General features: G+C 66.4%; 26 protein-coding genes and 1 tRNA gene. 9 read left to right on the top strand and 18 right to left on the bottom strand.

Features of this window, described 5'->3' with window-relative positions; genetic code table 11:
- Nucleotides 1-21: 21 nt before the first annotated feature.
- The 6 genes from AC07XS_RS02945 to AC07XS_RS02970 all read right to left on the bottom strand — a co-directional run bounded on the left by AC07XS_RS02945 (nt 22) and on the right by AC07XS_RS02970 (nt 3,688).
- The gene (locus tag AC07XS_RS02945) at nt 22-837 is read right to left on the bottom strand and encodes a LytTR family DNA-binding domain-containing protein (protein WP_182713430.1); all 816 of its coding nucleotides are present in this window, start codon (nt 835-837) and stop codon (nt 22-24) included.
- A 101-nt stretch (nt 838-938) separates the two neighbouring features.
- Complete coding sequence (locus AC07XS_RS02950) at nt 939-1,412, bottom strand: VOC family protein (protein ID WP_182713429.1); 474 nt, start codon at nt 1,410-1,412, stop codon at nt 939-941.
- Nucleotides 1,409-2,062, bottom strand: a complete 654-nt coding sequence (locus tag AC07XS_RS02955) for a LuxR C-terminal-related transcriptional regulator (protein WP_182713428.1) — start codon at nt 2,060-2,062, stop codon at nt 1,409-1,411. The genes AC07XS_RS02950 and AC07XS_RS02955 overlap by 4 nt, the downstream gene beginning before the upstream one ends.
- A 34-nt stretch (nt 2,063-2,096) precedes the next feature.
- Entirely contained in the window at nt 2,097-2,444 is a 348-nt protein-coding gene (locus tag AC07XS_RS02960) for a hypothetical protein (protein WP_182713427.1), read from the bottom strand.
- Nucleotides 2,441-2,800 carry a hypothetical protein gene (locus tag AC07XS_RS02965; protein WP_182713426.1) on the bottom strand — a complete coding sequence of 120 codons (360 nt, stop codon included), beginning with the start codon at nt 2,798-2,800 and terminating at the stop codon, nt 2,441-2,443. Before AC07XS_RS02965 ends, AC07XS_RS02960 begins: the two co-directional genes overlap by 4 nt.
- 57 nt (nt 2,801-2,857) lie before the next feature.
- Nucleotides 2,858-3,688, bottom strand: a complete 831-nt coding sequence (locus AC07XS_RS02970; RefSeq protein ID WP_182713425.1) for a helix-turn-helix domain-containing protein — start codon at nt 3,686-3,688, stop codon at nt 2,858-2,860.
- Between the two features lie 146 nt (nt 3,689-3,834).
- Between AC07XS_RS02970 and AC07XS_RS02975 the strand changes: the two genes are divergently transcribed.
- Nucleotides 3,835-3,984, top strand: coding sequence for a hypothetical protein (locus tag AC07XS_RS02975; RefSeq protein WP_182713424.1), 150 nt, complete (start codon nt 3,835-3,837; stop codon nt 3,982-3,984).
- Between the two features lie 178 nt (nt 3,985-4,162).
- On the opposite strand, the gene AC07XS_RS02980 is transcribed toward AC07XS_RS02975, so the two are convergent.
- From AC07XS_RS02980 to cpdR, 4 genes are all read right to left on the bottom strand, one after another.
- Nucleotides 4,163-4,699 (bottom strand): restriction endonuclease, encoded by a 537-nt coding sequence (locus AC07XS_RS02980; RefSeq protein ID WP_182713423.1) that lies wholly within the window; start codon nt 4,697-4,699, stop codon nt 4,163-4,165.
- Nucleotides 4,700-4,743: 44 nt separating this feature from the next.
- A complete protein-coding gene (locus tag AC07XS_RS02985) occupies nt 4,744-5,703 on the bottom strand; it encodes a hypothetical protein (RefSeq protein WP_182713422.1) in 960 nt (319 codons plus the stop codon).
- A 130-nt stretch (nt 5,704-5,833) separates the two neighbouring features.
- Nucleotides 5,834-5,908 (bottom strand) — tRNA-Val (locus AC07XS_RS02990).
- Nucleotides 5,909-6,032: 124 nt separating this feature from the next.
- Complete coding sequence (cpdR, locus tag AC07XS_RS02995) at nt 6,033-6,389, bottom strand: cell cycle two-component system response regulator CpdR (RefSeq protein ID WP_054764657.1); 357 nt, start codon at nt 6,387-6,389, stop codon at nt 6,033-6,035.
- Nucleotides 6,390-6,447: 58 nt separating this feature from the next.
- Between cpdR and AC07XS_RS03000 the strand changes: the two genes are divergently transcribed.
- Nucleotides 6,448-7,329 (top strand): N-formylglutamate amidohydrolase, encoded by an 882-nt coding sequence (locus AC07XS_RS03000; RefSeq protein ID WP_152949442.1) that lies wholly within the window; start codon nt 6,448-6,450, stop codon nt 7,327-7,329.
- 262 nt (nt 7,330-7,591) lie between these two features.
- On the opposite strand, the gene AC07XS_RS03005 is transcribed toward AC07XS_RS03000, so the two are convergent.
- On the bottom strand, nt 7,592-8,278 hold the full coding sequence (locus AC07XS_RS03005; RefSeq protein ID WP_054764656.1) for a DUF599 domain-containing protein: 687 nt from the start codon (nt 8,276-8,278) through the stop codon (nt 7,592-7,594).
- Between the two features lie 127 nt (nt 8,279-8,405).
- Between AC07XS_RS03005 and ppa the strand changes: the two genes are divergently transcribed.
- Nucleotides 8,406-8,966, top strand: coding sequence for an inorganic diphosphatase (gene ppa / locus AC07XS_RS03010; protein ID WP_054764655.1), 561 nt, complete (start codon nt 8,406-8,408; stop codon nt 8,964-8,966).
- A 60-nt stretch (nt 8,967-9,026) separates the two neighbouring features.
- Here ppa and arsC read toward each other — a convergent pair whose 3' ends face one another.
- Nucleotides 9,027-9,452 carry an arsenate reductase (glutaredoxin) gene (gene arsC / locus AC07XS_RS03015; RefSeq protein ID WP_182713421.1) on the bottom strand — a complete coding sequence of 142 codons (426 nt, stop codon included), beginning with the start codon at nt 9,450-9,452 and terminating at the stop codon, nt 9,027-9,029.
- 7 nt (nt 9,453-9,459) lie between these two features.
- A complete protein-coding gene (locus AC07XS_RS03020; protein WP_054764653.1) occupies nt 9,460-9,795 on the bottom strand; it encodes an ArsR/SmtB family transcription factor in 336 nt (111 codons plus the stop codon).
- 79 nt (nt 9,796-9,874) lie between these two features.
- Here AC07XS_RS03020 and AC07XS_RS03025 point away from each other — a divergent pair, with 79 nt between their 5' ends.
- Both AC07XS_RS03025 and hslU read left to right on the top strand, forming a co-directional pair.
- Nucleotides 9,875-11,158: an arsenic transporter gene (locus AC07XS_RS03025; RefSeq protein WP_182713420.1), complete on the top strand. Its 1,284-nt coding sequence runs from the start codon at nt 9,875-9,877 to the stop codon at nt 11,156-11,158.
- Between the two features lie 63 nt (nt 11,159-11,221).
- Nucleotides 11,222-12,523 (top strand): ATP-dependent protease ATPase subunit HslU, encoded by a 1,302-nt coding sequence (hslU, locus tag AC07XS_RS03030; protein ID WP_182713419.1) that lies wholly within the window; start codon nt 11,222-11,224, stop codon nt 12,521-12,523.
- On the opposite strand, the gene AC07XS_RS03035 is transcribed toward hslU, so the two are convergent.
- The gene (locus AC07XS_RS03035) at nt 12,513-13,844 is read right to left on the bottom strand and encodes a YihY/virulence factor BrkB family protein (protein WP_224761167.1); all 1,332 of its coding nucleotides are present in this window, start codon (nt 13,842-13,844) and stop codon (nt 12,513-12,515) included. The genes hslU and AC07XS_RS03035 overlap by 11 nt on opposite strands.
- A 9-nt stretch (nt 13,845-13,853) precedes the next feature.
- Here AC07XS_RS03035 and prmC point away from each other — a divergent pair, with 9 nt between their 5' ends.
- Nucleotides 13,854-14,768 carry a peptide chain release factor N(5)-glutamine methyltransferase gene (prmC, locus tag AC07XS_RS03040; protein WP_182713418.1) on the top strand — a complete coding sequence of 305 codons (915 nt, stop codon included), beginning with the start codon at nt 13,854-13,856 and terminating at the stop codon, nt 14,766-14,768.
- Between the two features lie 20 nt (nt 14,769-14,788).
- Here prmC and AC07XS_RS03045 read toward each other — a convergent pair whose 3' ends face one another.
- The gene (locus AC07XS_RS03045) at nt 14,789-15,397 is read right to left on the bottom strand and encodes a DUF1134 domain-containing protein (protein ID WP_152949436.1); all 609 of its coding nucleotides are present in this window, start codon (nt 15,395-15,397) and stop codon (nt 14,789-14,791) included.
- Between the two features lie 106 nt (nt 15,398-15,503).
- The gene (locus tag AC07XS_RS03050; RefSeq protein WP_182713417.1) at nt 15,504-16,499 is read right to left on the bottom strand and encodes an alpha/beta fold hydrolase; all 996 of its coding nucleotides are present in this window, start codon (nt 16,497-16,499) and stop codon (nt 15,504-15,506) included.
- A 59-nt stretch (nt 16,500-16,558) separates the two neighbouring features.
- Between AC07XS_RS03050 and AC07XS_RS03055 the strand changes: the two genes are divergently transcribed.
- A complete protein-coding gene (locus AC07XS_RS03055; RefSeq protein WP_182713416.1) occupies nt 16,559-17,395 on the top strand; it encodes an aldo/keto reductase in 837 nt (278 codons plus the stop codon).
- Nucleotides 17,396-17,409: 14 nt separating this feature from the next.
- Here the strand turns inward: AC07XS_RS03055 and AC07XS_RS03060 are convergent, their stop codons facing one another.
- Nucleotides 17,410-17,811, bottom strand: coding sequence for an HIT domain-containing protein (locus AC07XS_RS03060; RefSeq protein WP_182713415.1), 402 nt, complete (start codon nt 17,809-17,811; stop codon nt 17,410-17,412).
- A gap of 106 nt (nt 17,812-17,917) precedes the next feature.
- Between AC07XS_RS03060 and mdh the strand changes: the two genes are divergently transcribed.
- A complete protein-coding gene (mdh, locus tag AC07XS_RS03065) occupies nt 17,918-18,880 on the top strand; it encodes a malate dehydrogenase (protein WP_182713414.1) in 963 nt (320 codons plus the stop codon).
- A 229-nt stretch (nt 18,881-19,109) separates the two neighbouring features.
- On the opposite strand, the gene zapE is transcribed toward mdh, so the two are convergent.
- Nucleotides 19,110-20,201, bottom strand: a complete 1,092-nt coding sequence (gene zapE / locus AC07XS_RS03070; protein WP_182713413.1) for a cell division protein ZapE — start codon at nt 20,199-20,201, stop codon at nt 19,110-19,112.
- Between the two features lie 147 nt (nt 20,202-20,348).
- On the opposite strand from zapE, the gene AC07XS_RS03075 reads away from it, so the two are divergent.
- Nucleotides 20,349-21,395, top strand: a complete 1,047-nt coding sequence (locus AC07XS_RS03075; protein ID WP_054764643.1) for an aspartate-semialdehyde dehydrogenase — start codon at nt 20,349-20,351, stop codon at nt 21,393-21,395.
- Nucleotides 21,396-21,522 lie beyond the last annotated feature (127 nt).

Consider the following 21,522-nt stretch of genomic DNA (forward strand, 5'->3'; position numbering starts at 1 on the left):
AACCGACAGACGTCGGGCCCGCTAAAGGCTCGCCTCGCGGACCAGACGGGCGCCCTCTCGGCTAGTCGTGACCTGATCGCCATTTCGAAGCTGGATGAGCAACCTGCCGTTGCCGGCGGGCTCCGCGCGCACGATCGCGTCGCTATTCACCATATGGGAGCGATGGATCCGCATAAACGGCAGGCCGGCGAGTCGGCGGGCGCATTCGCCAAGCTCGATGCGGGACATCAGGGTGCGCTGAGGAAGGATGATCCTGACGTAGTCGCCGTCAGCCTCGATCCGGATCAGCTCTCTGGGGTCGATCGGGACGATGCCGTCCGACGTCCGAACGAGCCAGTTGCGAGCCACGGGTTCGGACGGTTTGACTGATCGCAACATGGCGACATCCCGGCGAGCCTCCAATAGCAGGCCAACCGTCAGAGCCAGCGCGGCATAGGCCAGCGCCTGGAAGCTCTGCCAGACGACAGCCTGCCCTTGGAAGAACTCCACCCATAAGCCGTCGGCCTCGATCCTGCTGGTGAGCGCCAAAAGGAAGATCGTCGCGCTGTAGGCCAGGGCGGCGTAGACCAGCGCGGCCGATACGCCCAAGGCGACCGCTCCCCAGAGTCGCAACCTGCCGAGTTTGGGGCCGACCCTGTCTACCAGAGGGACAGCGAGGAGAACATGAGGAAAGCCGTTACAGGCCGCCCAGACCAGTGCGTCGCCCTTGAGAATGTGGTGCTCGGTCACCACGAAGACGAGGAAATACAGGCTGGTCACTATGAGAACAGCGCCCGCCCAACCGACAAGGACAGGAGGATAGGCACGCGGGAAAATGGCGGCGATCACACGGGTCATGCCGCACGTTACCAACCCGCCCGTCCGAATCCATCGTGTGGGCCGCGGCCCGGGCTGAGCGAAGGGCAGCATTGAGCGTTAGGGCCGGATACGCGCAGACTTCAGCCGCGTCTTACGAGCCCCATGATCGCCAAGACATTGCCGTCGGGATCGCGGAATTGCTGGATGCGCAGATCGCCCTCACGTGTGCTCTGCACGGTCTCGATCGGCCCTTCCAGTTCCACGCCAGTCCCTACCAACCGCGCGTGGGTCGTGTTGAAGTTCGGTGCATCGAAGTAAACGATCGAGGTCGGCGGAGCGTCGGTTCGCGCCGGATCAAGCGCCAGCATCAGGCGCACACCGGCGACATCAAAGAACGCCATTCCGTTGCTCTCAAACAGAAACGGAAGCCCCAGTGTGTCACGGTAAAACCGGACTGCTCTTTCGAGGTCGGTTGTGGTGAGAGCCAGCTGGTGAACCTTGTGGCCTGCCAGCTCAACAGAGGAAGCAGCCTGTTGAGCGGTCGCCGATGCGCAGGGCGTTATGGCGACCACGATGCAGGTCGAAAGGGCGGTCAGCAGCGACCGATAGGTCATGTCAGGTCATCCTCTGCATGGGCTTCGGGAAAGGGAACAAGGGACATCAGGCCAAGCGGTCGGCCGTCGGGATCGTCGAAGAAGGCCATCCACTCCTCCGATCCATCTTCGTGTCGATGCACGCGGTGGGGCGCAGAACGAAAGACGATCCCGCGCGCGCAGAGAGCCCGGTGCACAGAGCGAATGTCGGTGACGCGGAAGTAAATGATCGATTCCGCTACCCCGTCGCCTTCACTCAGCATCAGACGAAGGGGCCCGCAGGCGAAGAACGCCAGCTTGCCGAAGCTGTAAAGATGAGACAGGCCCAGAACGTCCCGATACCACGCGGTTGCGACATCGATGGAGCCGACGCTGCGGGCGATCTGGCCAATGTCGGAAAGGCTCGTCGGCGTCGAATTTGAAGAGGCGGTCTGGCCAAGGGGGCTATCCCTGCGAACGCCGTCCCAGCGGCGCAGCTCGGCGCGACTGGACATGCCGAGCTTGGAGAGGACGTTCGCAACGTGGAACTTCACGGCATTCACGCTGACACCCTGGCGTTCGGCGATGACGCGGTTGGTCATTCCGTGCCGCACGTCTTCTGCTACCCGCCACTCAGCGAGTGTCAGAATGTCAGCGTGAGCGGGGCGGCCTCGGCCGTCGGTGGTGGTCATACGCAGAGCCTAGATGCCCCAACCCTGATTTTCCCTACCCGAGAGGATCAGCAGCCTTGCGTGTCAGGCGGTCGAGTTCCGCGAACAGCACAGGCTCTTCCTTCGTGAAGTTGAAGCAGGATTTGCCTTGGCGTCGCCGCGAGAGTTCCGTCGACAGGTCGTGGCCGAGTTGGGGCGTCGAGTAGAGCGGAAACAGGTGATAGGCCACGTAGGTCCGCTTGATCGACACCGCTCCAAACCACACCGGCTTGCCGGTCTTGGGATCAATGTCGGTCGTGTGGAGGACAAGATCGCCCGGCAAATCCGAGGCGATGACCGCCTTGGGAGCGGCCGCGATCATCATCGCCCTCAAGGCTTCATAGACCGGCGCGAACGCGGTCATGACGCCCTGTCGCCGACGCCGCGACCCATGTCAGCCGCCCGCGAGCCGACGACCCAGCCGATCAGAAGAGCGATCGCGGCGGCCGGCGCAAACCACAACGGGTGGGGGAAGGCGAAGAGGTTGATCGTCGCCAGAATCGCCAAAAGGCCGGTGACGATGATCGAACATAGGCGGTCGGCGATCCGCGCGGCCGTGAAAGCCCCGGTCGCCGCGCCCAGGCCGTAGCCAACAACCGCCGCGCCGAAAGCGCCTTCCCCCTCAAACTGAGCGTGGCCTACAGCCTCCACGCCCGCGATCACAGCGCCCGCGACAATCACGCCGCCGCCGACAGACAAAACCTTGCGCAAGATGGCCATGAGGTCCTCCTGCTTTTTGGCTAACGAGCGGCCGGCAGAGGGTCTTGAACAATTCGGTCAGTCCTGCCGAACAAGATGAGGGGGGCCCCGATGATCCCGACGGCGCAGGCCGCCGGGTGACGCACCGGTCAGCCGCTTCATTTCGCGGCTCATGTGGGCCTGATCGGCAAATCCATGCTCTTGGGCGAGGAGGGCCAACGGCTTGGTCTTGGCCCATAGATCCGGATCCCGCAGGAGGCCGTCCAACCGATGCAAAAGCTGCCAGCGCTTTGGAGATATCCCCATCTCGCGCGCATACCTGCGCCGCGTTGTCCGTGCCGACAGCGTGTCTACACAAAACGAAATGGCCGCGGCCTTTGTCGACACATGCGTTTCCAGCCATGAGGCGAAGTGTTCGAAGGCCGCCGGCTCATCCGGGGCGGCCATCAATGTGCTGCGCAAAGCCGCTGCATCGTCGCCGATCAAGAGATCCAAACATGGTGGGGGGCGGCCGTCGCCCGGCGGTAGGGGGCCAAAGAGGGCCGAAGCCAACCAGGGCTCCAGACGGGCCCCCATAAGCCGTCTCGGTCCGTCCGCCCTGGCGTATCGAGGGCCGTCCTGGACCGGTGTCAGCCAGCTTTCGGCATAGCGATGCTCAACGGCGTCCGGAGCGGCCCGCCACCAGTGAACGCCGCTCAGGCTTACGACCAATTCAACATACGGCTTGGGAAGTCCTGCGCTCATGGCGCCGTCATCTTCCAGCAGCCACAGCTCCCGGATGACCGTGTGCAAGACGCTAGGAGGCGGACGGGTCACAAAGCGCATGCGCAAAAGGTTGCGTGATGGCTCCAGGAACGCAAGACGCAGAGAAAGGCCGTCTGCTGCTTCGACCTGAGCCCACTCGCACATAGGCGGAAGGGCCTGCCGCCTCTGGCTCCCCAAGCCCTGCGGCGCGGTGATCTAAACATGAGGGGCGGGCTGGTCAGCGGTCTGCGGCGGCTCGGGTTCTCGAGGCGGATCGCCAGTCTATGGACGCAGCAACCGACGAGCCATAAATGCTGATTCAATATGACCTTGTCGCCGTGATCGAGATTTATGCCGTCGCGCATTTTGCCCGGCACTTCGTTGGTGCCCAGCCGGAGTCGACGCACCACATAAGGCGTGGTGGTCTTGATGACGTCGGAACGATCAGGCTGTCCGAGTAGGGTCCGGATCTGGCCGCTGATGTCGCGTGCCAGCCGACCGGGTCGGCCGGACTTGACCTTCAACGCGTCCAGCTCTCGGATGACCTGCCCAACGATCCGGATTTCGATCTCGGTCGCGCCAAAAGTCTCCCATGGGAGAGCGATCTGCCGTGGCCCCCCTGACACGGTTCTGTCAGCATTAAGGGTAGGTCTGCCGCTCGATAACCTGTCCATCCGGCCCACGGACCGTCAGCTCCATGGTGTCGAAGGTGCCAACCTTCACCTCATCTACGAACCCGACGTGAAACACGTCATCGATCAACGCGAACCAGGCAGCCGGCGTGCTGTCTGGATGGAGCTGAATGTGTCGGACGCTGTTTGCGTCTGCGACTTTTTTCGCACCCTTCTGCAGCTTCATAGGACTGATGGTGAAGCCGCCGGCCGATCGTGTGTCCCGTATCCGGTAGGCGATAGCCGCCAGAGCTTCCTGAGTCAGCCGGCTCTTATACCGTCGGCACTCCACGATCAGGACGGCGGCATCTCCATCTCGAATGCACTTGGCGTCCACTTCCCAGTCCGTCCCGCTGTTCAAACCAGTGAGCGTCTGCTTGGGCTCGACCGCCGCCAACCCTAAGCGACCTCGAAGCTGCTCCAGGACGTATCGGGAAACATCTTCGTAGTCGGACCACAGCCGGCGCTTCGAGGCCCTGCGCGGCTTCGCGGGTTTCTTTGCCACAGGTCCTCACATGACTTCGGGCGGAGGAGAGTCGCTGACCGCGGTCAGTCGTCCTTCTCCAGTTGATAAAGATGGTAGCTGCAGAGCGCCGAGTTCACCGCGATTTCGTCGCGAGTCAGGTCCTTGTGGCATACCGCGCAAGTTTCCACAGGGAGCCCAGACCCGCACACCGCGCAGAAACCCTCGTCGATCACCGTGGCGTCGGCATCGCAGTCCAAGCACTGCCAAAGCGGGGGTTCACCACCCTCCGTGGCGGCCAGATAGAGATCCGCGAACAACGCCTGCTGCAAGGCTCCCTCGATAACCTGCGAGACGTCTGGCGTATTGGAACACGTGACGCAGCGAAACTCAGCAGCCATTTGGTCGGTGTTCTCGAACACCCTCTGCTCGATCAGCTTGGAATGACAGGCGTTGCACTCGATCTGATCGACAGCGGACGCCATTGTGGGCGAGCGCCATGCGATTGCGTTCAGAGTTTCGCGGCACCGCAGCAGCTCGGCTTCGTAGACTGCTTCCGTCTCCAGCATCACGGACCAGCAATCGACCCCGAGAAGATCTTGAGGATTTTCACCCAAAACGTTTTGCACCAGGTCGCGAATGATCACGGCAGAGCCTGCAACGAGCTCTCGATGGGTCTCGACCGACGCGTCCGTCCGGTAATGCTCCAGCTCGTTGCGTCGGCGGGTCAGCTCTCTCAGGGGCTGCCAGTTCACGACGATCCCCAAGTCAGAGAACCGGACAAGGAGCTCATGTTCGTCGAGCGTCTTTTTGCCATCTCCGATAAACTGCACGCCCGCACCGGTGGCCTTCGCGACGATCTTCTTTCGCAGAAGCACTTCGTTCGAACCGGTCGGCGACAGCCGCCGTAGCTGCTCCTTAGCCAGCAGGAGAATGCCGGCCTGGATATTCCGAACGGCCGAAAGGATCCGGCGTTCGTCGCTCTTCAGATAATCTTCGATGCCAATCTGGATCGAGCCGACAGCGTTCGCGAGAATCGTATCCATCAGCGCTCGTCCTCTGTCGCGATTGCAGCGCCCCTTACTTAGAAGGCGAGCCGCCGTGCAGAGTCCGGCTTACTTGGTAAGTAAGTGGTAAGCGATCGTGCGGCCGATCGAGCTAACTCATTGAAAAGAGTGGTGGACGCGACAGGGATTGAACCTGTGACCCCTACGATGTCAACGTAGTGCTCTCCCGCTGAGCTACGCGTCCGCCGTGGCGGCTCTCGATCGGTTCGAGAGCGGGAAGGGCGGTCGTATAGCGGCACGACCGGCCCGCATCAAGCGGCTTTGACCGCCGCAACGAGATTTCTGGAAAACCGTAGCGATTTCAACGCTCAGGCCGCCACCATCCGTTCGACCTCATTGACCAGGTCGCGCAGATGGACGGGTTTGGACAGGACCTTGGCCTGGGGCGAGGCCTGGGCGGCGGTCAGGGCGACGGCGGCGAAGCCGGTGATGAACATGATGCGCAGGCCGGGCTGGCGGGCGGCGGCGACGCGGGCCACCTCGATCCCGTCGGCGCCGGGCATGACGATGTCGGTCAGCAGCAGGTCGTAGGGGCCGTGCTCCAGGGCGTCGATGGCGTCGTCGCCGTTTTCGCAGTCGATGACCTGATGGCCCGCCCGCTCCAGGGCGCGGGTCAGGAACCCGCGCAGCGAACTGTCGTCTTCGGCCAGGAGGATGCGCGCCATTCGAAAAGGCCCCTTGAATTCAGAGGAGCGACGCTAGGCTCACAACGGTAAACCGGCGATGAAATTCGCCGGTCGCACGACTTCCTTCCACAGCGAAACGCGCTATGCGGTGGACATGACCCCGGCCGGCGCCAATTTCGCGATCACGACGCCGCCTGCGGACGCGCCCCAGACGGCCCTGGTCTTCGCCTCACCCCATTCCGGCGACCTCTATCCGGCGGACATGGCGCCCGCCCCCGGCCTGGCGGACGCCAGTCTGAAGAGCGCGGAGGACGCCCGGGTCAACGCCCTGGTGCAGGCCGGGCCGGCGTGCGGCGCGCCCCTGATCGAGGGCCGGATCGGCCGCGCCTATGTGGATCTGAACCGTGACCCCGCCGAACTGGACCCCGAACTGATCGAAGGGGCTGACGGTGCGGTCGGGGCCAAGACCCGAGCCGGATACGGCGTCATCCCCCGCCGCAGCGGCGACGGCCTGCCGCTTTATGACCGGCGCCTGTCGCGGGCCGAGGCGGAGGCCCGGATCGCGGCGGTCCACCGGCCCTATCATCAGGCGCTGGAGGGCCTGATGCGTCAGACCCTGGCCCGCCAGGGGCGCGCACTGCTGATCGACTGGCATTCGATGCCGGCGCGGGCCGCCGGGGTGGAGGTGGTGCTGGGCGACCGACACGGCGCCGCCTGCGATCCGCGGCTGACGCGGCGGCTGCGCGACCTGTTCCAGGGGCTGGGCTGGCGGGTGGGCCTGAACCACCCCTACGCCGGGGGCTGGTCCACCCAGGTCTGGGGCCGGCCGAAGGAGGGGTTTCACGCCGTCCAGATCGAACTGAACCGCCGTCTGTATCTGGACGAGGGCCGCCAGGCGCCCAACGCCGCCTATCAGAAGACGCACAAGGCCCTGACCCGCGTCATCGCCGCCCTGTGCTCTGAGCCCTGGGGCGTTTAGGCCGGCGCGACTTATCGGCGATCAGCCAAAAAAAAAAGCCGCGCCCGGAGGCGCGGCATGAAAGTCTATAGGGAGGAAACGCCCAGGAAGGGCAAGACGCCCGGAGGCGTCAGAGGAGAACTTAGGTTGCAACGCACAAACGGTCAAGGGCTCTGCGCGTCCTGACGGTCACAGGATGTTACGCAATTACGGCGGTTACGGTCCTAATTCGCCTCATAGGCGCCACACCGCGCGGGAAGCCCGTTGTGCGCCTGCACAATGATCAGCCTTCTCCCAGCAGACGGCGGGCGTTGCGAATGGCGCGCGCGGCCGGCGACGCCTCCTGGCGATAGATCAGAAGGCCGAAGGCCGAAGCCACGCCCAGGGCCAGCCACATCGGGCCGAACAGCCAGGCCGCCGCCGCCAGGGCGAAATAATAGCCCCTAACCCCCTGGCTGAAGGCGCTGAGCGCGGGGTTCAGCAACTCCCCCGCCGCCTGGCCATAGGCCTTGCGGTCCGTTTCGGACTGGATCTCGGGCGCCGCCCCGATCAGGGCCAGGGCGTAGTTCATCTGACGCAGGGCCCAGATGAAGTCCAAAAAGCCGCGCGCCAGGCACATCAGCACCAGGGCCAGCTTGGCCTCCAGAATGCGGATCGGCACGTTTTCGGCCCCCACGGCGGCGAAGCCTTCCAGCTTGCTCTCCCCGCCGAACAGAATCCCCCCCACCGCCGCGATCAGCAGCAGATTGGTCGAGGCGAAAAACGAGGCCGAATTGATCGAATGGCCCATCAGCTGGCTGTCCACCAGCCGGATCTCGCGGTGGGTCATGGCCGCCATCCACCGATTGCGGACATGGACCATGTCCTCGTTCAGGGCGCCGCCGTGCCGGGCGATGAATCTCAGGATCGGCCCATAGCCCAGCCAGCAGACGAAAAAGAGGGTCAGGGCGGTCCAGTCGATCCAGGTCATGGCGCCTAGTGAACCCGCTCCGACGCCGGGCGCAAGGGTCTGAACGCACGTCGCCCTTGCCCAGGCGGCCCGCCCGTCCTATCACCCCTCGCTTTCAAGATTTTCGCAGTCGCAGCAAAGACCCGCCATGAACCTCGACGCCATTCCGGTCGGCCCGAACGCTCCCTGGGACATCAATGTCATCATCGAGATCCCGCAAGGCGGTCTGCCGGTGAAGTATGAGATGGACAAGGAGTCCGGCGCCCTGTTCGTCGACCGCTTCCTGCACACGGCCATGTACTATCCCGGCAACTACGGCTTCGTTCCCCATACCCTGTCGGACGACGGCGACCCCTGCGACGTGATCGTGCTGAACCCGACGCCGGTGGTGCCGGGCTGCGTCATCCGCTCGCGCCCGATCGGCGTGCTGAAGATGGTGGACGAGGCCGGCGGCGACGAGAAGATCCTGGCCGTGCCGGTCGACAAGCTGAACCCCTATTACACCGAGATCGCCAGCTATCGTCAGCTGCCGGCCATCCTGATCGAACAGATCGAACACTTCTTCACCCGCTACAAGGACCTGGAGAAGGGCAAGTCGGTCACGGTCAAGGGCTGGGGCGACGCCGGCGAGGCCGCCGAACTGATCTCAGCCGGCATGAAGGCCCACCAGGACAAGCTGGCCGCCAAGAAGGCCGGGAAGGCCGCCTGAACGGGCGACCCACGCTAAAAACCCTGAAGGCGTCCTCCGATCCGGGAGGACGCCTTTTTGCTATCCCCCGACCCGGCGGCCGTCGGCGTCGATCACCACCTCGCCGTCCGCCTTGGTGAAGGGTTTCAGTCCCTCCGCCGGCAGCAGGTCCAGCACCGCCTCGGACGGGCGGCACAGTTTCACGCCGCGGGGCGAGACCACGATGGGCCGGTTCATCAGGATCGGATGGGCCTCGATCGCATCCAGCAGCTGATCGTCCGACAGGCCGGGGTCGCCCAGGCCCAGCTCCGCATAGGGCGTGCCCTTTTCGCGCAGGATATCGCGCACCGATCCGCCCATCCGTTCGACCATCTGCGCCACCAGGGCCCGGCTGGGCGGGGTCTTCAGATATTCGATCACATGGGGCTCGATCCCGACGTGGCGGATCAGGGCCAGGGTGTTGCGAGACGTCCCGCAGGCGGGATTGTGATAGATGACGACGTCCATGGGGGCCTCAGTCGCAGCAGGGGGCCAGTTCGGCCAGCAGGGGTTGGCAAAGTTCGGCGCGGCCCTGACAGCAGTCCTTCAGCAGGAACAGCACCAGGTCGCCCAGCCGATCAAGATCGGCGCGATAGACGATCGAGCGGCTGCGTCTCTGGGCGCGGATGAGCCCCGCCCGCGACAGCACGCCCAGATGGGCCGACATCGTATTGGCCGGCACCGCCAGCCGATCCGCCACCGCGCCGGCCGCCAGGCCCTCCGGCGCGCTGCGAACCAGCAGGCGAAAGGCCTCCAGCCGGGTGGGCTGGGCCAGGGCCGCAAGCGCGAGCATGGCGGGTTCGGATTCCATTATTCCAAGATACTGGAAATATGACGCGGCGCAAGCTACAGGTTCGCTGCGGACGCCGGTCCGCGACAGGATCCGCCCCATGATCGTCGCCCTTCTGATCTTCGCCGTCACCATCGTCCTGGTGCTGTGGCAGCCCAAGGGGCTGCAGATCGGCTGGAGCGCCCTGGGCGGGGCGGCGGCGGCCCTGCTGCTGGGGGTGGTGGCCCTGAACGACATCCCCGTGGTCTGGGGCATCGTCTGGAATGCGACGGCCGCCTTCGTCGCCATCATCATCATCAGCCTGCTGCTGGACGAGGCCGGCTTCTTCGAATGGGCGGCCCTTCATGTCGGTCGCTGGGGCGGGGGCCATGGGCGGCGGCTGTTCGGCCTGGTGGTCCTGCTGGGCGCGGCGGTCTCGGCCCTGTTCGCCAATGACGGGGCGGCCCTGATCCTGACGCCCATCGTCATCGCCATGCTGCTGGCGCTCGGCTACGGACCCAAGGCGACCCTGGCCTTCGTCATGGCGGCGGGCTTCATCGCCGACACGGCCAGCCTGCCGCTGGTGGTGTCCAACCTGGTCAATATCGTCTCGGCCGACTTCTTCGACATCGGCTTTGATCGCTATGCGGCGGTCATGGTTCCGGTGAACCTGGCCTCGGTCGCCGCCACCCTGGCGGTCCTGTTCGCCGTCTTCGGGCGCGACATCCCCAGGGCCTATGAGGTGGACCGCCTGCCCCGGCCGGAGACCGCGATCAAGGACCGGGCGACCTTCATCGCCGGCTGGCTGGTGCTGGGCCTGCTGCTGCTGGGCTTCTTCGTTCTGGAGCCCCGGGGCCTTCCCGTCTCGGCCATCGCCGCGGTCGGCGCCGTCGTGCTGCTGATCGTCGCCGGGCGCGGCTCGAAGATCAGCACGACCAAGGTCCTGCGCGAGGCGCCGTGGCAGGTCGTGATCTTCTCGCTGGGCATGTATCTGGTGGTCTATGGACTGGGCAACGCCGGGCTGACGCGCCATCTGGCCCAGTTGATGGACGGGTTCGCCGAAGGCGGCGTCTGGGGCGCGACCTTCGGAACCGGCGTCCTGACCGCCGCCCTGTCGGCCGTCGCCAACAACCTGCCCACGGTCCTGATCGCCGCCCTGTCCATCGACGCCTCCTCGGCGACCGGCCCGGTGCGCGAGGCCATGATCTACGCCAATGTCATCGGCAGCGACCTGGGCCCCAAGATGACCCCCATCGGCTCCCTGGCCACACTGCTGTGGCTGCACGTCCTGGCCCGAAAGGGCGTCCGCATCGGCTGGGTCTATTACATCAAGATCGGCCTGATCCTGACCCTCCCCGTCCTCGCCGTCACCCTGACCGCCCTGGCGTTGAGGCTGGCGGTCTAGCGAAACAGCGCCGCGACGCCCTGCCCTCTCCCGCAACGGTTCTCGGCCTCCTATGTGAGCGCCATGACTGACCTTTCCCCCCGCGAAATCGTCTCCGAACTGGATCGCTACATCGTCGGCCAGGACGACGCCAAGCGCGCCGTGGCCGTGGCCCTGCGTAATCGCTGGCGCAGAAAGCGCGTGCCCGAGGATCTGCGCGACGAGGTGACGCCGAAGAATATTCTGATGATCGGCCCCACCGGCGTGGGCAAGACCGAGATCGCCCGGCGGCTGGCGCGGCTGGCGGGTTCGCCCTTTCTGAAGGTCGAGGCGACCAAGTTCACCGAGGTCGGCTATGTCGGCCGCGACGTCGATCAGATCATGCGCGACCTGGTCGAGAGCGCCCTGGTCATGGTGCGCGAGCGGCGGCGCGGCGAGGTGCGGGCGCGGGCGGAAGGCGCGGCCGAGGATCGGATCCTGGAGGCCCTGGTCGGGCCCGGCGCGGGACCGGCGACCCGCGACAGCTTCAGGAAGAAGCTGCGGGCCGGCGAGCTGGACGACAAGGAGATCGAGATCGCCCTGGCCGACACCGCCTCCCCGATCCAGGGGCTGGACATCCCCGGCGGCGGGGCCGTGGGGCTGCTGAACCTGTCGGAGATGCTGGGCAAGATGGGCGGGGGCCGCACCAAGACGGTCAAGCTGGCGGTCCGCGACGCCGTCGCCCCCCTGATCGCCGAGGAAGGCGACAAGCTGCTGGATCAGGACAGCCTGACCAAGGAGGCCCTGATCCTGGCCGAGAACGAGGGCATCGTCTTCCTGGACGAGATCGACAAGGTGGCGGCGCGCCAGGGGGCCTCGGGCGCCGATGTGTCGCGCGAGGGGGTGCAGCGCGACCTCCTGCCCCTGATCGAGGGGACCACGGTCTCGACCAAATACGGGCCGGTGAAGACCGACCATGTGCTGTTCATCGCCTCGGGCGCCTTCCATGTGGCCAAGCCGTCGGACCTGCTGCCCGAACTTCAGGGGCGGCTGCCGATCCGGGTCGAGCTGAAGGCCCTGACGCGCGACGACTTCAAGCGGATCCTGACCGAGCCCGAGGCCAATCTGATCCGTCAGAACCAGGCCCTGCTGGCCACCGAGGACGTGACCCTGACCTTCACCGAGGACGCGATCGAGGCCCTGGCCGATGCGGCGGTGGCGGCCAATTCGGCGGTGGAGAACATCGGCGCCCGGCGGCTTCAGACCGTGCTGGAGCGGGTGCTGGAGGAGACCAGTTTCAAGGCCTCGGACCTGGCGGGCCAGACCGTCACCTTCGACGGGGCGGCGGTGCGCGACAAGTTGAGTCTGCTGACCAAGGACGTCGACCTGAGCCGCTTCATTCTGTAGCGGCCGCGTCCCGCTCGCGGCGGCTGCGGCGGCGCGTCAGCCGGTCGGCCATGGCCTCGGCGTGGCGCTGGGTGAAGGCCAGGGCGGCCGGATTGCCCCGGCGCGCGCCCACCGTATCGGCGACCTTGGCGCCCCGATCCCCGATCGGCTGAGGCTTGCCGGTCGTGGTGTCCATGGCCGTCTGGTGCTCGATCTCGGCGTTCAGCTCGGCCCCCATCAGGATCACCTGCACCGACAGCCAGGTCCACAGCAGAAAGCCCATAATGGCCGCCAGGGGGCCGTAGGAGTCGGTGCGGACGAAGTTGGTCAGATACCAGCTGAAGAGGAAGGAGACGGTCAGGCTGAGCAAGGCGGCGAAGAGGGCGCCCGGCGTCAGCCAGCGCCAGCGCGCCTTCTGCCGACAGGGGCCGAACCGATAGATCAGGGTCAGGGCCGCGACATAGCCGACCAGCAGCAGGGGCCAGCGCAAAAGGGCGAACAGGCCCCATTCCTCCTGAAGGCCGAACAGCCGGATCACCACCGGCGCCCCGACGACCAGGGCCGAGGTCAGCAACAGGGCCAGAATGGCCCCGATGGTGAAGCCCATGCACAGCAGATTATAGCGGACGATGTTGCGCCGCTCGACCTCGTGATAGGCGACGTTCAGCCCGTAGAACAGCACCTTGACCGCCCCGTTGGCGGTCCACAGCGAGAGGGCCAGGGTCCAGATCAGGGTGAAGGTCAGCTGGCCGCTGGAGTTCCGGGCCAGCCGCTCCATCTCTCCGCCCAGGAACTGGGCGATGCTGTCGGGCATGACGGCATAGAGGAACTGCAGCCGGCTCCAGGCGTCGGCCGGATCGGCGAACAGGCCGTAAAGGGTGACGAAACTCCCCAGCAGCGGAAACAGGGACAAGAGGGTGAAGAAGGTCACGCCCCCCGCGACGAAACCGACCCGGTCGCCGAAATAGGAGCCGCCCGTCCGCCACAGTATGTCGATCCAGCCCTTGTGCGGAATCTGTTCCGGCCGTCTGGCCAGCCGGCCCCGGCCCGGCTCCCTGGCCTCATAGTCTTCGGGCGTTGGCGGCTTGGGCGGCAGGGGTTCGGGGCGTTTGGGGCGCAGTTCCACCCCCACCTTATGCCCCTGGGTGTAGAGCAGATGGGCCGCGCCCGCCCCGGCGGTCAGGCCGCCCAGGGCGGCGGCGACGAACCTCCACCAGGGACGGCGACGGGGCTGCGGCGAAGATCTGAACCTGAACATCAGCAGGCGAACGGCGAAGCCGCCCCCCGCGTTCCCAGGCCACGGCGCCCGGTCGCGCTTGAAATCCCCTGTGCGAAGGGCCAATCAGCCGTCATGACCCTCGAGCCCCTCTCCCCTAAGCCCGCCGACGGCGCCGCGACCCTGTTGACCGTGTGGAAGGCCGCCCAGGCCCGACTGAAGGACGGCCGCATCGACAGCCCGGCCATCGACGCCCGCCTGCTGCTGGAGGCCGCCGCCGGCGCCAGCCGCACCGACATACTGACCGACCCCTATCGGATCGTCACCCCCGAGCAGCAGGCCGCCTATACGGCCATGATCGACCGCCGCCTGCGCCGCGAGCCGGTCTCGCGCATCGTCGGCAAGAAGGGCTTCTGGAAGATCATGCTGAACGTCACCCCCGACGTCCTCAGCCCCCGGCCCGACACCGAGACCCTGTTGGACGTCGCCCTCCTGGCCTTCGCCCGGCACGAGGCCTTCACCGCCGTCGACCTGGGCACGGGTTCGGGCGCCATTTTGCTGGCCCTGCTGGCCGAGCGGACGGCGGCCAAGGGGGTGGGCACCGACATCTCAACCGAGGCCCTGGCGGTCGCCAAGGAGAACGCCGCCAATCTGGATCTGAACGAGCGCGCCACCTTCCTGCGCACGGAATGGGCGGCCGGTTTCGGCGACGCGAGCTTTGACCTGGTGCTGTCCAACCCGCCCTATATCCCGACCGACCACATCTCCGGCCTGGACCCGGAGGTGCGCGACCACGACCCGCACCTGGCCCTGGACGGCGGCCCCGATGGCTTGCAGGCCTATCGCGACCTGGCCCCCGAGATCCGGCGCATCCTGAAGCCCGGCGGCGTCTTCGCGGTCGAGATCGGCTGGGACCAGGGCCCGCAGGTCAAGGCCCTGTTCGAGGCGGAGGGCTTTGCGGACGTCAAGATCGTCAAGGATCTGGGCGACCGCGACCGCGTCGTCACCAACGGCCCTGACCCCCGCACCAACCCCATTCCGCAGGAATAGGGTCGGGGCTCAAGGCCGGTTCAGAAGGGCAGAAGATTGCGCTGGCGGCTGTAGCTCATGGTGCCGACATTGGCGCCCAGGCGCAGGCCCACGCCGGTGCGGATCGGGGCCAGGGTGATGCCGTCGGCCCGCTGATAGTTCACGCCCAGGCCCGCGATCAGATAGGCCGAGCCTTCGACGCCCGGAAAGCGGCGATAGATCATGTCCGGATGGTACAGGCCATAGACCAGGGTGAAGACGCGGCTGGCGTTGCCGCCCCAGTCCCAACCCACCGAGGCGCCTTGCCAGAACACTTCCTGAGAGGCCGACAGGTCCTTCATATGCAGGGCGCCGCGGCCGTAGCGGGCGCCGACGACCACGGCGCCGGAGCCTTCCTCACCCGCGATATAGGCGGTGGGGCGATCGCCCTGGTCGGCGAAGACCCGCTCGATCGCCCCGCCCACCACCTCGGCGGCGATGCCCAGCTCCTTGGACCCGGCCGCGACCAGTTCGTCGAAGGTGTAGGCGGGCGCCGAATTGTCGGAGCTGATCGGATAGTTGGGATTGGCCGGCGCCGAGGCGCAGGCGCCCAGAGACGAGGCCCCAGCGGCGGTGGCCAGGCCGGACAGGATCATTTGGCGGCGATGCATGGGGGGCTCCGAGAACGGCGAGAAGACGGGTCGGCGGGTCCGCCGAGGTTCGCGGCACCGTCCCCGACCTTTACGGCAGACTTGCGGCTTCAAGGTTAACGCAGGCTTACGTCTGGCCCCCGTCCGCGTCCGGCAGATCCTTCAGAAAGGCCAGCAGCAGGGCGTTCACCGCCTCGGCCTTCTCCTGCTGAATCCAGTGACCGGCGCCGGGCACGACCACCGACCGGCTCAGGTTCGGAACCCAGTCCTTCAGCCCCGCCTCGGCCGATCCGGCGTAGTGACGCACCGGGTCGTTCTCGCCGACGATGAACAGGGCCGGCTGGAGGATTCGCTGCTCCTGCGCAAAGGCCGTCAGCGACCAGTTCAGGTCGATGGCGCGGTACCAGTTCAGCGGGGCGTCAAAGCCGCCGGCCGAAAAGGCCTCCACATATTCGGCGAAATGGGCCGGGCTCATCCACGGCGGCAGGTCGGCGGCGTCATCGATACTGTCCAGCAGGCCGACGCCCCGCGCCATGAAGCCGGTAGCCCGTTTCGACGCCGGAGTGGCCCCGTCATAGACCCAGAACAGCTTCCTCAGCGTCGTCGCCGGATCGGCCTCCAGCGCCCGATGGGCGTCGGCCGCCTGGAACCGGTTGATATAGAGGTCGCCCATACCGGCCCGTTCGGACAGAACCGCCATGACGGTCGTCGGCGGTCCCTGGGGTCGGCGCGGCTGGAAGGGCACGGACAGGCCGGCCACAGCCGTGAAAAGATCGGGCCGCAGCAGGGCGCAGTGCCAGGCGACCGGCGCGCCCCAGTCGTGGCCCACGACGACGGCGCTCGACTTTCCCAGGGCCCGCACCAGATCGACCATGTCCCCGACCAGATGCAGGATCGAACAGGCGGCGGCGCCCTTGGGCTTGTCCGTACCGCCGTAACCGCGCATGTCCGGCGCCGCGACATGGTATCCCGCCAGGGACAGGGCCTCGACCTGGGCCCGCCAGCTGATCCCCAGTTCGGGAAAGCCGTGGATCAGCAGGACCAGGGGCGCGTTAGGCTGTTCATACCCCGCCTCCAGCACCTGTTGGACAAGGCCGTCGGTCTTGATAAGCCGGGTACGCATCTCAACCTCTCCATACCCAAGCCAAGGCGGCCTTTCGCCGCGAATGGAACAGGACCGACATGACCCGCCTCGTCAGCTTTTCCGACGGTACGACCGTTCCCGCCCTGGGCCAAGGGACGTGGGAGATCGGCGACCATCCCGCCCGGCGCGACGCCGAACAGCAGGCCCTGGCCCGCGGCATCGACCTGGGCCTGACCCTGATCGACACGGCCGAACTGTACGGCGACGGCCGCTCCGAACGGCTGGTGGGCGAGGTGATCGCCGGCCGTCGCGACGAGGTCTTTCTGGTGTCCAAGGTCCGACCCGAGAACGCCTCCGAACTGAAGATGATGCTGGCCTGCGAAAAGTCGCTGGAACGGCTGGGGACGGACCGGCTGGACCTCTATCTGCTGCACTGGGAGGGCCGCGTCCCCCTGGAGGAGACGGTCGCCGCCTTCCAGGAACTGGTCGATGAAGGGATGATCGTCCGCTGGGGCGTGTCCAACCTGGACCTGCGCGCCATGAAGCGGCTGATGGAGATCGAAGGCGGCGAGGACTGCGCGGCCAATCAGCTGCTCTATCATCTGGGGTCGCGCGGGGTGGAGTTCGACCTGTTGCCCTGGATGCAGGCGCGCGACATGCCGATGATGGCCTATTCGCCCCTGGGGCGCGGCGGCCTGCTGGACCACCCGCTGATCCGCGACATCGCCGACCGCCACGACGCCGACCCGGCCCAGGTGGCCCTGGCCGCCGTCCTGCGCCAGGACGGGGTGATCGCCATCCCCAAGGCGAGCTCGGTCGAGCACGTGGAGGCCAACGCCGACGCCCTGGAGATCCAGTTCGACGCCGAGGACCTGCACCGCCTGGACGAAGCCTTTCCCCCGCCGACGCGGGAGACGCCGCTGGACATCATCTGAGGGCGCGCTGCGGCTCACCCGCTCGCGATCAAATCCAATAGCCGCGCCCGCCCATCATCCGCATAGGGAACCGCCGGTCCTCGCCCCCAGACCGGATCGGGCCACAGGCCGTCGTCGCGGCGGCGGCCCACCACATGGACGTGCAGCTGGGCCGTCACATTGCCGATGGCTCCGACGTTCAGCTTCTCCACCGTTCCCAGTCGCCGCACCAGCGCGCCTGCCCGCACGGTCTCTTCCATCAGCACGGCCCGCTGTTCGAGGCTGAGGTCCTCCAGCTCCACCGCCCCCTCGACGCGCGGGATCAGGATCAGCCAGGGGAAGCGGGCGTCGTCCTGAAGCCGCACATGACACAGCGGCCATTCAGCGGCGGCGATGGAGCCGGCGGCGAAGGCGGGGTCTGGACGAAAGTCGGTCATTGGGGCTCCTGATCGAACGTCGGCCAGCCTTGCAGCGTCGCCCTTGCGGGTCTAGACCGCCCGCACGATTAATCCCCTTTCGCACACGCAATAACCGGAGACATCCATGGCTCGCGCGAAGATCGCCCTTATCGGCGCCGGCATGATCGGCGGCACCCTGGCCCACGTGGCCGCCCGTGAAGCCCTGGGCGACGTGATCCTGTTCGACATCGCCGAAGGCACCCCCCAGGGCAAGGCGCTGGACATCGCCGAAGCCACCGCCGTCTTCGGCTCGGACGTGGCCCTGAAGGGCGCCAACGACTACGCCGACATCGCGGGCGCCGACGTCTGCATCGTCACCGCCGGCGTGCCGCGCAAGCCGGGCATGAGCCGCGACGACCTGATCGGCATCAATCTGAAGGTCATGAAGGCTGTCGGCGAGGGCATCAAGGCACACGCCCCCAACGCCTTCGTCATCTGCATCACCAACCCGCTCGACGCCATGGTCTGGGCCCTGCAGAAGTTCTCAGGCCTGCCCAAGGAGAAGGTCGTCGGCATGGCCGGCGTGCTGGACTCGGCGCGCTTCGCCTACTTCCTGGCTGAAAAGACCGGCGTGTCCGTTCAGGACATCCACGCCTGGACCCTGGGCGGCCACGGCGACGACATGGTGCCGATGGTGCGCCACTCGACCGTCGGCGGCCTGCCCCTGCCGGACGCCGTCTCGGCCGGCTTCCTGAGCCAGGACGAACTGGACGCCATCGTCGAGCGCACCCGCAAGGGCGGCGGCGAGATCGTCGCCCTGTTGAAGACCGGTTCGGCCTTCTACGCCCCGGCTGAATCGGCCATCGCCATGGCCAAGTCCTATCTGAAGGACGAAAAGCGCGTCCTGCCCTGCGCCGTCTGGCTGTCGGGCGAATACGGCCTGTCCGACCTCTACGTCGGCGTCCCGGCCCTGATCGGCGCGAACGGCGTCGAGAAGGTGGTCGAGTTCACCACCAATGACGACGAAAAGGCGATGCTGGCCAAGTCGGTCGCCTCGGTCCAGGGCCTGATCCAGGCGTGCAAGGACATCGATTCCTCGCTGGCGTAAGCCACATCTTGATTTCGATGACGAAGGGCCGCAGAGCGATCTGCGGCCCTTTTCTTTGGGATGCTCAGACCTTCCCCCGCTTGCGGGGGAAGTGTCAGGTCGTGGCGCGCAGCGACACGCCTGACGATGGGGGAAGTCGTCTTTCGGCCAAGCAAGACTTCCCTCTCCGAGCCTGGTCCGCTGCGCGGACGCCGGCCCACCTCTCCCGCAAGCGGGAGAGGGTCTGCGCTTACTCCCTCACATGCGCCAGCCAGTCCCTGCTCTGCATCTCGTTGAAGCGTGACACGGTGCGTTCGAACTCGAACGCCCCAACGCCTTCGGTATAGAGGGCCTCGGGCCGGGCGGCGGCCAGCACGATCAGCTTGGTCTTGGCCTCATAGAGGGCGTCCACCAGGGTCACCAGACGGCGCGCCTCATGGTGGTTGGCGGGCCCCAGGATCGGCACATCCTCCAGGAAAAGGGTATGGAACCGTTCGGCGATCGCCAGATAGTCCTGCGGCCCCAGCGGCCGGCCGCACAGGTCCGCGAAGCTCGCCCGCGCCATGGCCCCCACGGTCCGCTCCACCACGACGTCGCGACCCAGGACGGTCAGGTGCGTCGGCTCCTCCGGCTCCCCGCCCTTCAACTCGCGCCACAGGGCCTCGAACCCGGCGCGGTCGTCCGGCGTGTGCCAGACCTGGGCTGAGCTGAGCCGGTCCAGCCGCCAGTCGCGCGCGCCCGCCGTCTGGACCACTTCGCAGCGGTCGCGGATGATGTCGATGAAGGGGGTGAAGAGCTGGCGGTTGATGCCGTTCTTATAGAGGTCCTCGGGCGCCCGGTTCGAGGTGACGGCCAGCACCACCCGATCCTCGAACAGGGCCTCGAACAGCCGACCCAGGATCATGGCGTCGGCGATGTCGGTCACCTGAAGCTCGTCGAAACACAGCAGCCGGGCTTCGGAGGCGATCAGCTTGGCGATCGGCGGAATGGGATCGTCGCCCTTGTGCGTTCCGAACACGGTCTTGCGGCTTTTGGAGTCCCCCTCGCGCCACTGGCGCACCAGGTCGTGGATCCGGGCCATGAAGGCGTGGAAATGGGCGCGCTTTTTCCGCGGCTCGGGCGTGGCCGAATAGAAGAGGTCCATCAGCATGGACTTGCCCCGCCCCGGCGGGCCGTAGAGGTAGATCCCCTTCACCTCGGGCGGGCGGCCGAACAGGCCGCGCCGGGCCAGATCCCGCTCCAGCCGCTCCAGGGCGAGCAGGACTTCGGCCTGAGCCGGATCGGGCGACAGAACGCCCTCGTCCACGCGGATGTCGTAGGCGTTTCGGATGCGGGAGGTCATGGCGGCGTTCTTAAAGCCCCATCCGCCGAAAAGCGATTGCTTCGCGGCTGCGAACGCCTAAATGCAGGACGCTTCTCCCCTCTATTTCGCGCTGAAGCAGCAGGGCCCCGCAGGCCGAGCGTCAGCGCGTCCGAAGGACCAAACATCATGGGTTATCGCGTCGCGATCGTCGGGGCCACGGGCAATGTGGGCCGCGAAATGCTGAACATCCTCGAGGAGCTGAACTTCCCCGTCGATGAAATCCACGCCATCGCCTCGCGCAAGTCCAAGGGGGTCGAGGTCTCGTTCGGCGACCGGACCGTCAAATGCCAGGACATCGAACAGTTCGACTTCGCATCCGTCGACATCGTCCTGATGTCGGCCGGCGGCGCGGTGTCGCGGGAGTGGTCCGAAAGGATCGGCAAGGCCGGCCCCATCGTGATCGACAACTCCTCGGCCTTCCGCAAGGACCCGGACGTGCCGCTGATCGTGCCCGAGGTGAACCCCGACGCGGTCAAGGACGCCAAGAAGAAGAACATCATCGCCAACCCCAACTGCTCGACCGCCCAGCTGGTCGTGGCGCTGAAGCCCCTGCATGACGCGGCCAAAATCAAGCGGGTGGTGGTCTCGACCTATCAGTCGGTGTCCGGCGCCGGCAAGGAAGGCATGGACGAGCTGTGGAACCAGACCAAGGCCATCTACGGCCTGGGCGACGCCACGCCCAAGAAGTTCCCCAAACAGATCGCCTTCAACGTCATCCCCTTCATCGGCGCCTTCAACGAGGACGGCTATACCGACGAAGAGCAGAAGATGTGGGACGAGACCCACAAGATGCTGGATCCGAACATCAAGCTGACGGTCACCTGCGTGCGGGTGCCGGTCTTCGTCGGCCATTCGGAAGCGGTGACGGTCGAGTTCGATCGCCCCATCGAACCGGACGAGGCCCGCGCCATCCTACGCGAGGCGCCGGGCGTGCTGGTCGTCGATAAGCAGGAGCATGACGGCTACATCACCCCGGTCGACGCCGCCGGCGAGTTCGCCGTCTACGTCAGCCGCATCCGCAAGGACCCGACGGTCGAGAACGGCCTGAGCTTCTGGGTGGTGTCCGACAATCTGCGCAAGGGCGCGGCCCTGAACGCCGTCCAGATCGCCCAGCTGCTGGACGAGACGGGCACGATCAAGCCGTCGTCGGGGTATCGTTCGATCACCGTCTGACGCTCCACCCCGTCATCCTCGGGCTTGACCCGAGGACCGGATGTTCCGCCGCCGGTGCGAACGAGCGACGCACAGGCGCCCGCCGCGCCCGATCCTCGGGTCAAGCCCGAGGATGACGGCGGGGATG

Source organism: Brevundimonas sp. GW456-12-10-14-LB3 (assembly GCF_059424365.1).

Coding starts and splice junctions, on each gene's coding strand:
- AC07XS_RS02945 (WP_182713430.1), bottom strand. CDS start 837: ATGACCCGTGTGATCGCCGCCATTTTCCCGCGTGCCTATCCTCCTGTC.
- AC07XS_RS02950 (WP_182713429.1), bottom strand. CDS start 1,412: ATGACCTATCGGTCGCTGCTGACCGCCCTTTCGACCTGCATCGTGGTC.
- AC07XS_RS02955 (WP_182713428.1), bottom strand. CDS start 2,062: ATGACCACCACCGACGGCCGAGGCCGCCCCGCTCACGCTGACATTCTG.
- AC07XS_RS02960 (WP_182713427.1), bottom strand. CDS start 2,444: ATGACCGCGTTCGCGCCGGTCTATGAAGCCTTGAGGGCGATGATGATC.
- AC07XS_RS02965 (WP_182713426.1), bottom strand. CDS start 2,800: ATGGCCATCTTGCGCAAGGTTTTGTCTGTCGGCGGCGGCGTGATTGTC.
- AC07XS_RS02970 (WP_182713425.1), bottom strand. CDS start 3,688: ATGTGCGAGTGGGCTCAGGTCGAAGCAGCAGACGGCCTTTCTCTGCGT.
- AC07XS_RS02975 (WP_182713424.1), top strand. CDS start 3,835: ATGCTGATTCAATATGACCTTGTCGCCGTGATCGAGATTTATGCCGTC.
- AC07XS_RS02985 (WP_182713422.1), bottom strand. CDS start 5,703: ATGGATACGATTCTCGCGAACGCTGTCGGCTCGATCCAGATTGGCATC.
- cpdR (WP_054764657.1), bottom strand. CDS start 6,389: ATGGCGCGCATCCTCCTGGCCGAAGACGACAGTTCGCTGCGCGGGTTC.
- AC07XS_RS03000 (WP_152949442.1), top strand. CDS start 6,448: ATGAAATTCGCCGGTCGCACGACTTCCTTCCACAGCGAAACGCGCTAT.
- AC07XS_RS03005 (WP_054764656.1), bottom strand. CDS start 8,278: ATGACCTGGATCGACTGGACCGCCCTGACCCTCTTTTTCGTCTGCTGG.
- ppa (WP_054764655.1), top strand. CDS start 8,406: ATGAACCTCGACGCCATTCCGGTCGGCCCGAACGCTCCCTGGGACATC.
- arsC (WP_182713421.1), bottom strand. CDS start 9,452: ATGGACGTCGTCATCTATCACAATCCCGCCTGCGGGACGTCTCGCAAC.
- AC07XS_RS03020 (WP_054764653.1), bottom strand. CDS start 9,795: ATGGAATCCGAACCCGCCATGCTCGCGCTTGCGGCCCTGGCCCAGCCC.
- AC07XS_RS03025 (WP_182713420.1), top strand. CDS start 9,875: ATGATCGTCGCCCTTCTGATCTTCGCCGTCACCATCGTCCTGGTGCTG.
- hslU (WP_182713419.1), top strand. CDS start 11,222: ATGACTGACCTTTCCCCCCGCGAAATCGTCTCCGAACTGGATCGCTAC.
- prmC (WP_182713418.1), top strand. CDS start 13,854: ATGACCCTCGAGCCCCTCTCCCCTAAGCCCGCCGACGGCGCCGCGACC.
- AC07XS_RS03045 (WP_152949436.1), bottom strand. CDS start 15,397: ATGCATCGCCGCCAAATGATCCTGTCCGGCCTGGCCACCGCCGCTGGG.
- AC07XS_RS03050 (WP_182713417.1), bottom strand. CDS start 16,499: ATGCGTACCCGGCTTATCAAGACCGACGGCCTTGTCCAACAGGTGCTG.
- AC07XS_RS03055 (WP_182713416.1), top strand. CDS start 16,559: ATGACCCGCCTCGTCAGCTTTTCCGACGGTACGACCGTTCCCGCCCTG.
- AC07XS_RS03060 (WP_182713415.1), bottom strand. CDS start 17,811: ATGACCGACTTTCGTCCAGACCCCGCCTTCGCCGCCGGCTCCATCGCC.
- mdh (WP_182713414.1), top strand. CDS start 17,918: ATGGCTCGCGCGAAGATCGCCCTTATCGGCGCCGGCATGATCGGCGGC.
- zapE (WP_182713413.1), bottom strand. CDS start 20,201: ATGACCTCCCGCATCCGAAACGCCTACGACATCCGCGTGGACGAGGGC.
- AC07XS_RS03075 (WP_054764643.1), top strand. CDS start 20,349: ATGGGTTATCGCGTCGCGATCGTCGGGGCCACGGGCAATGTGGGCCGC.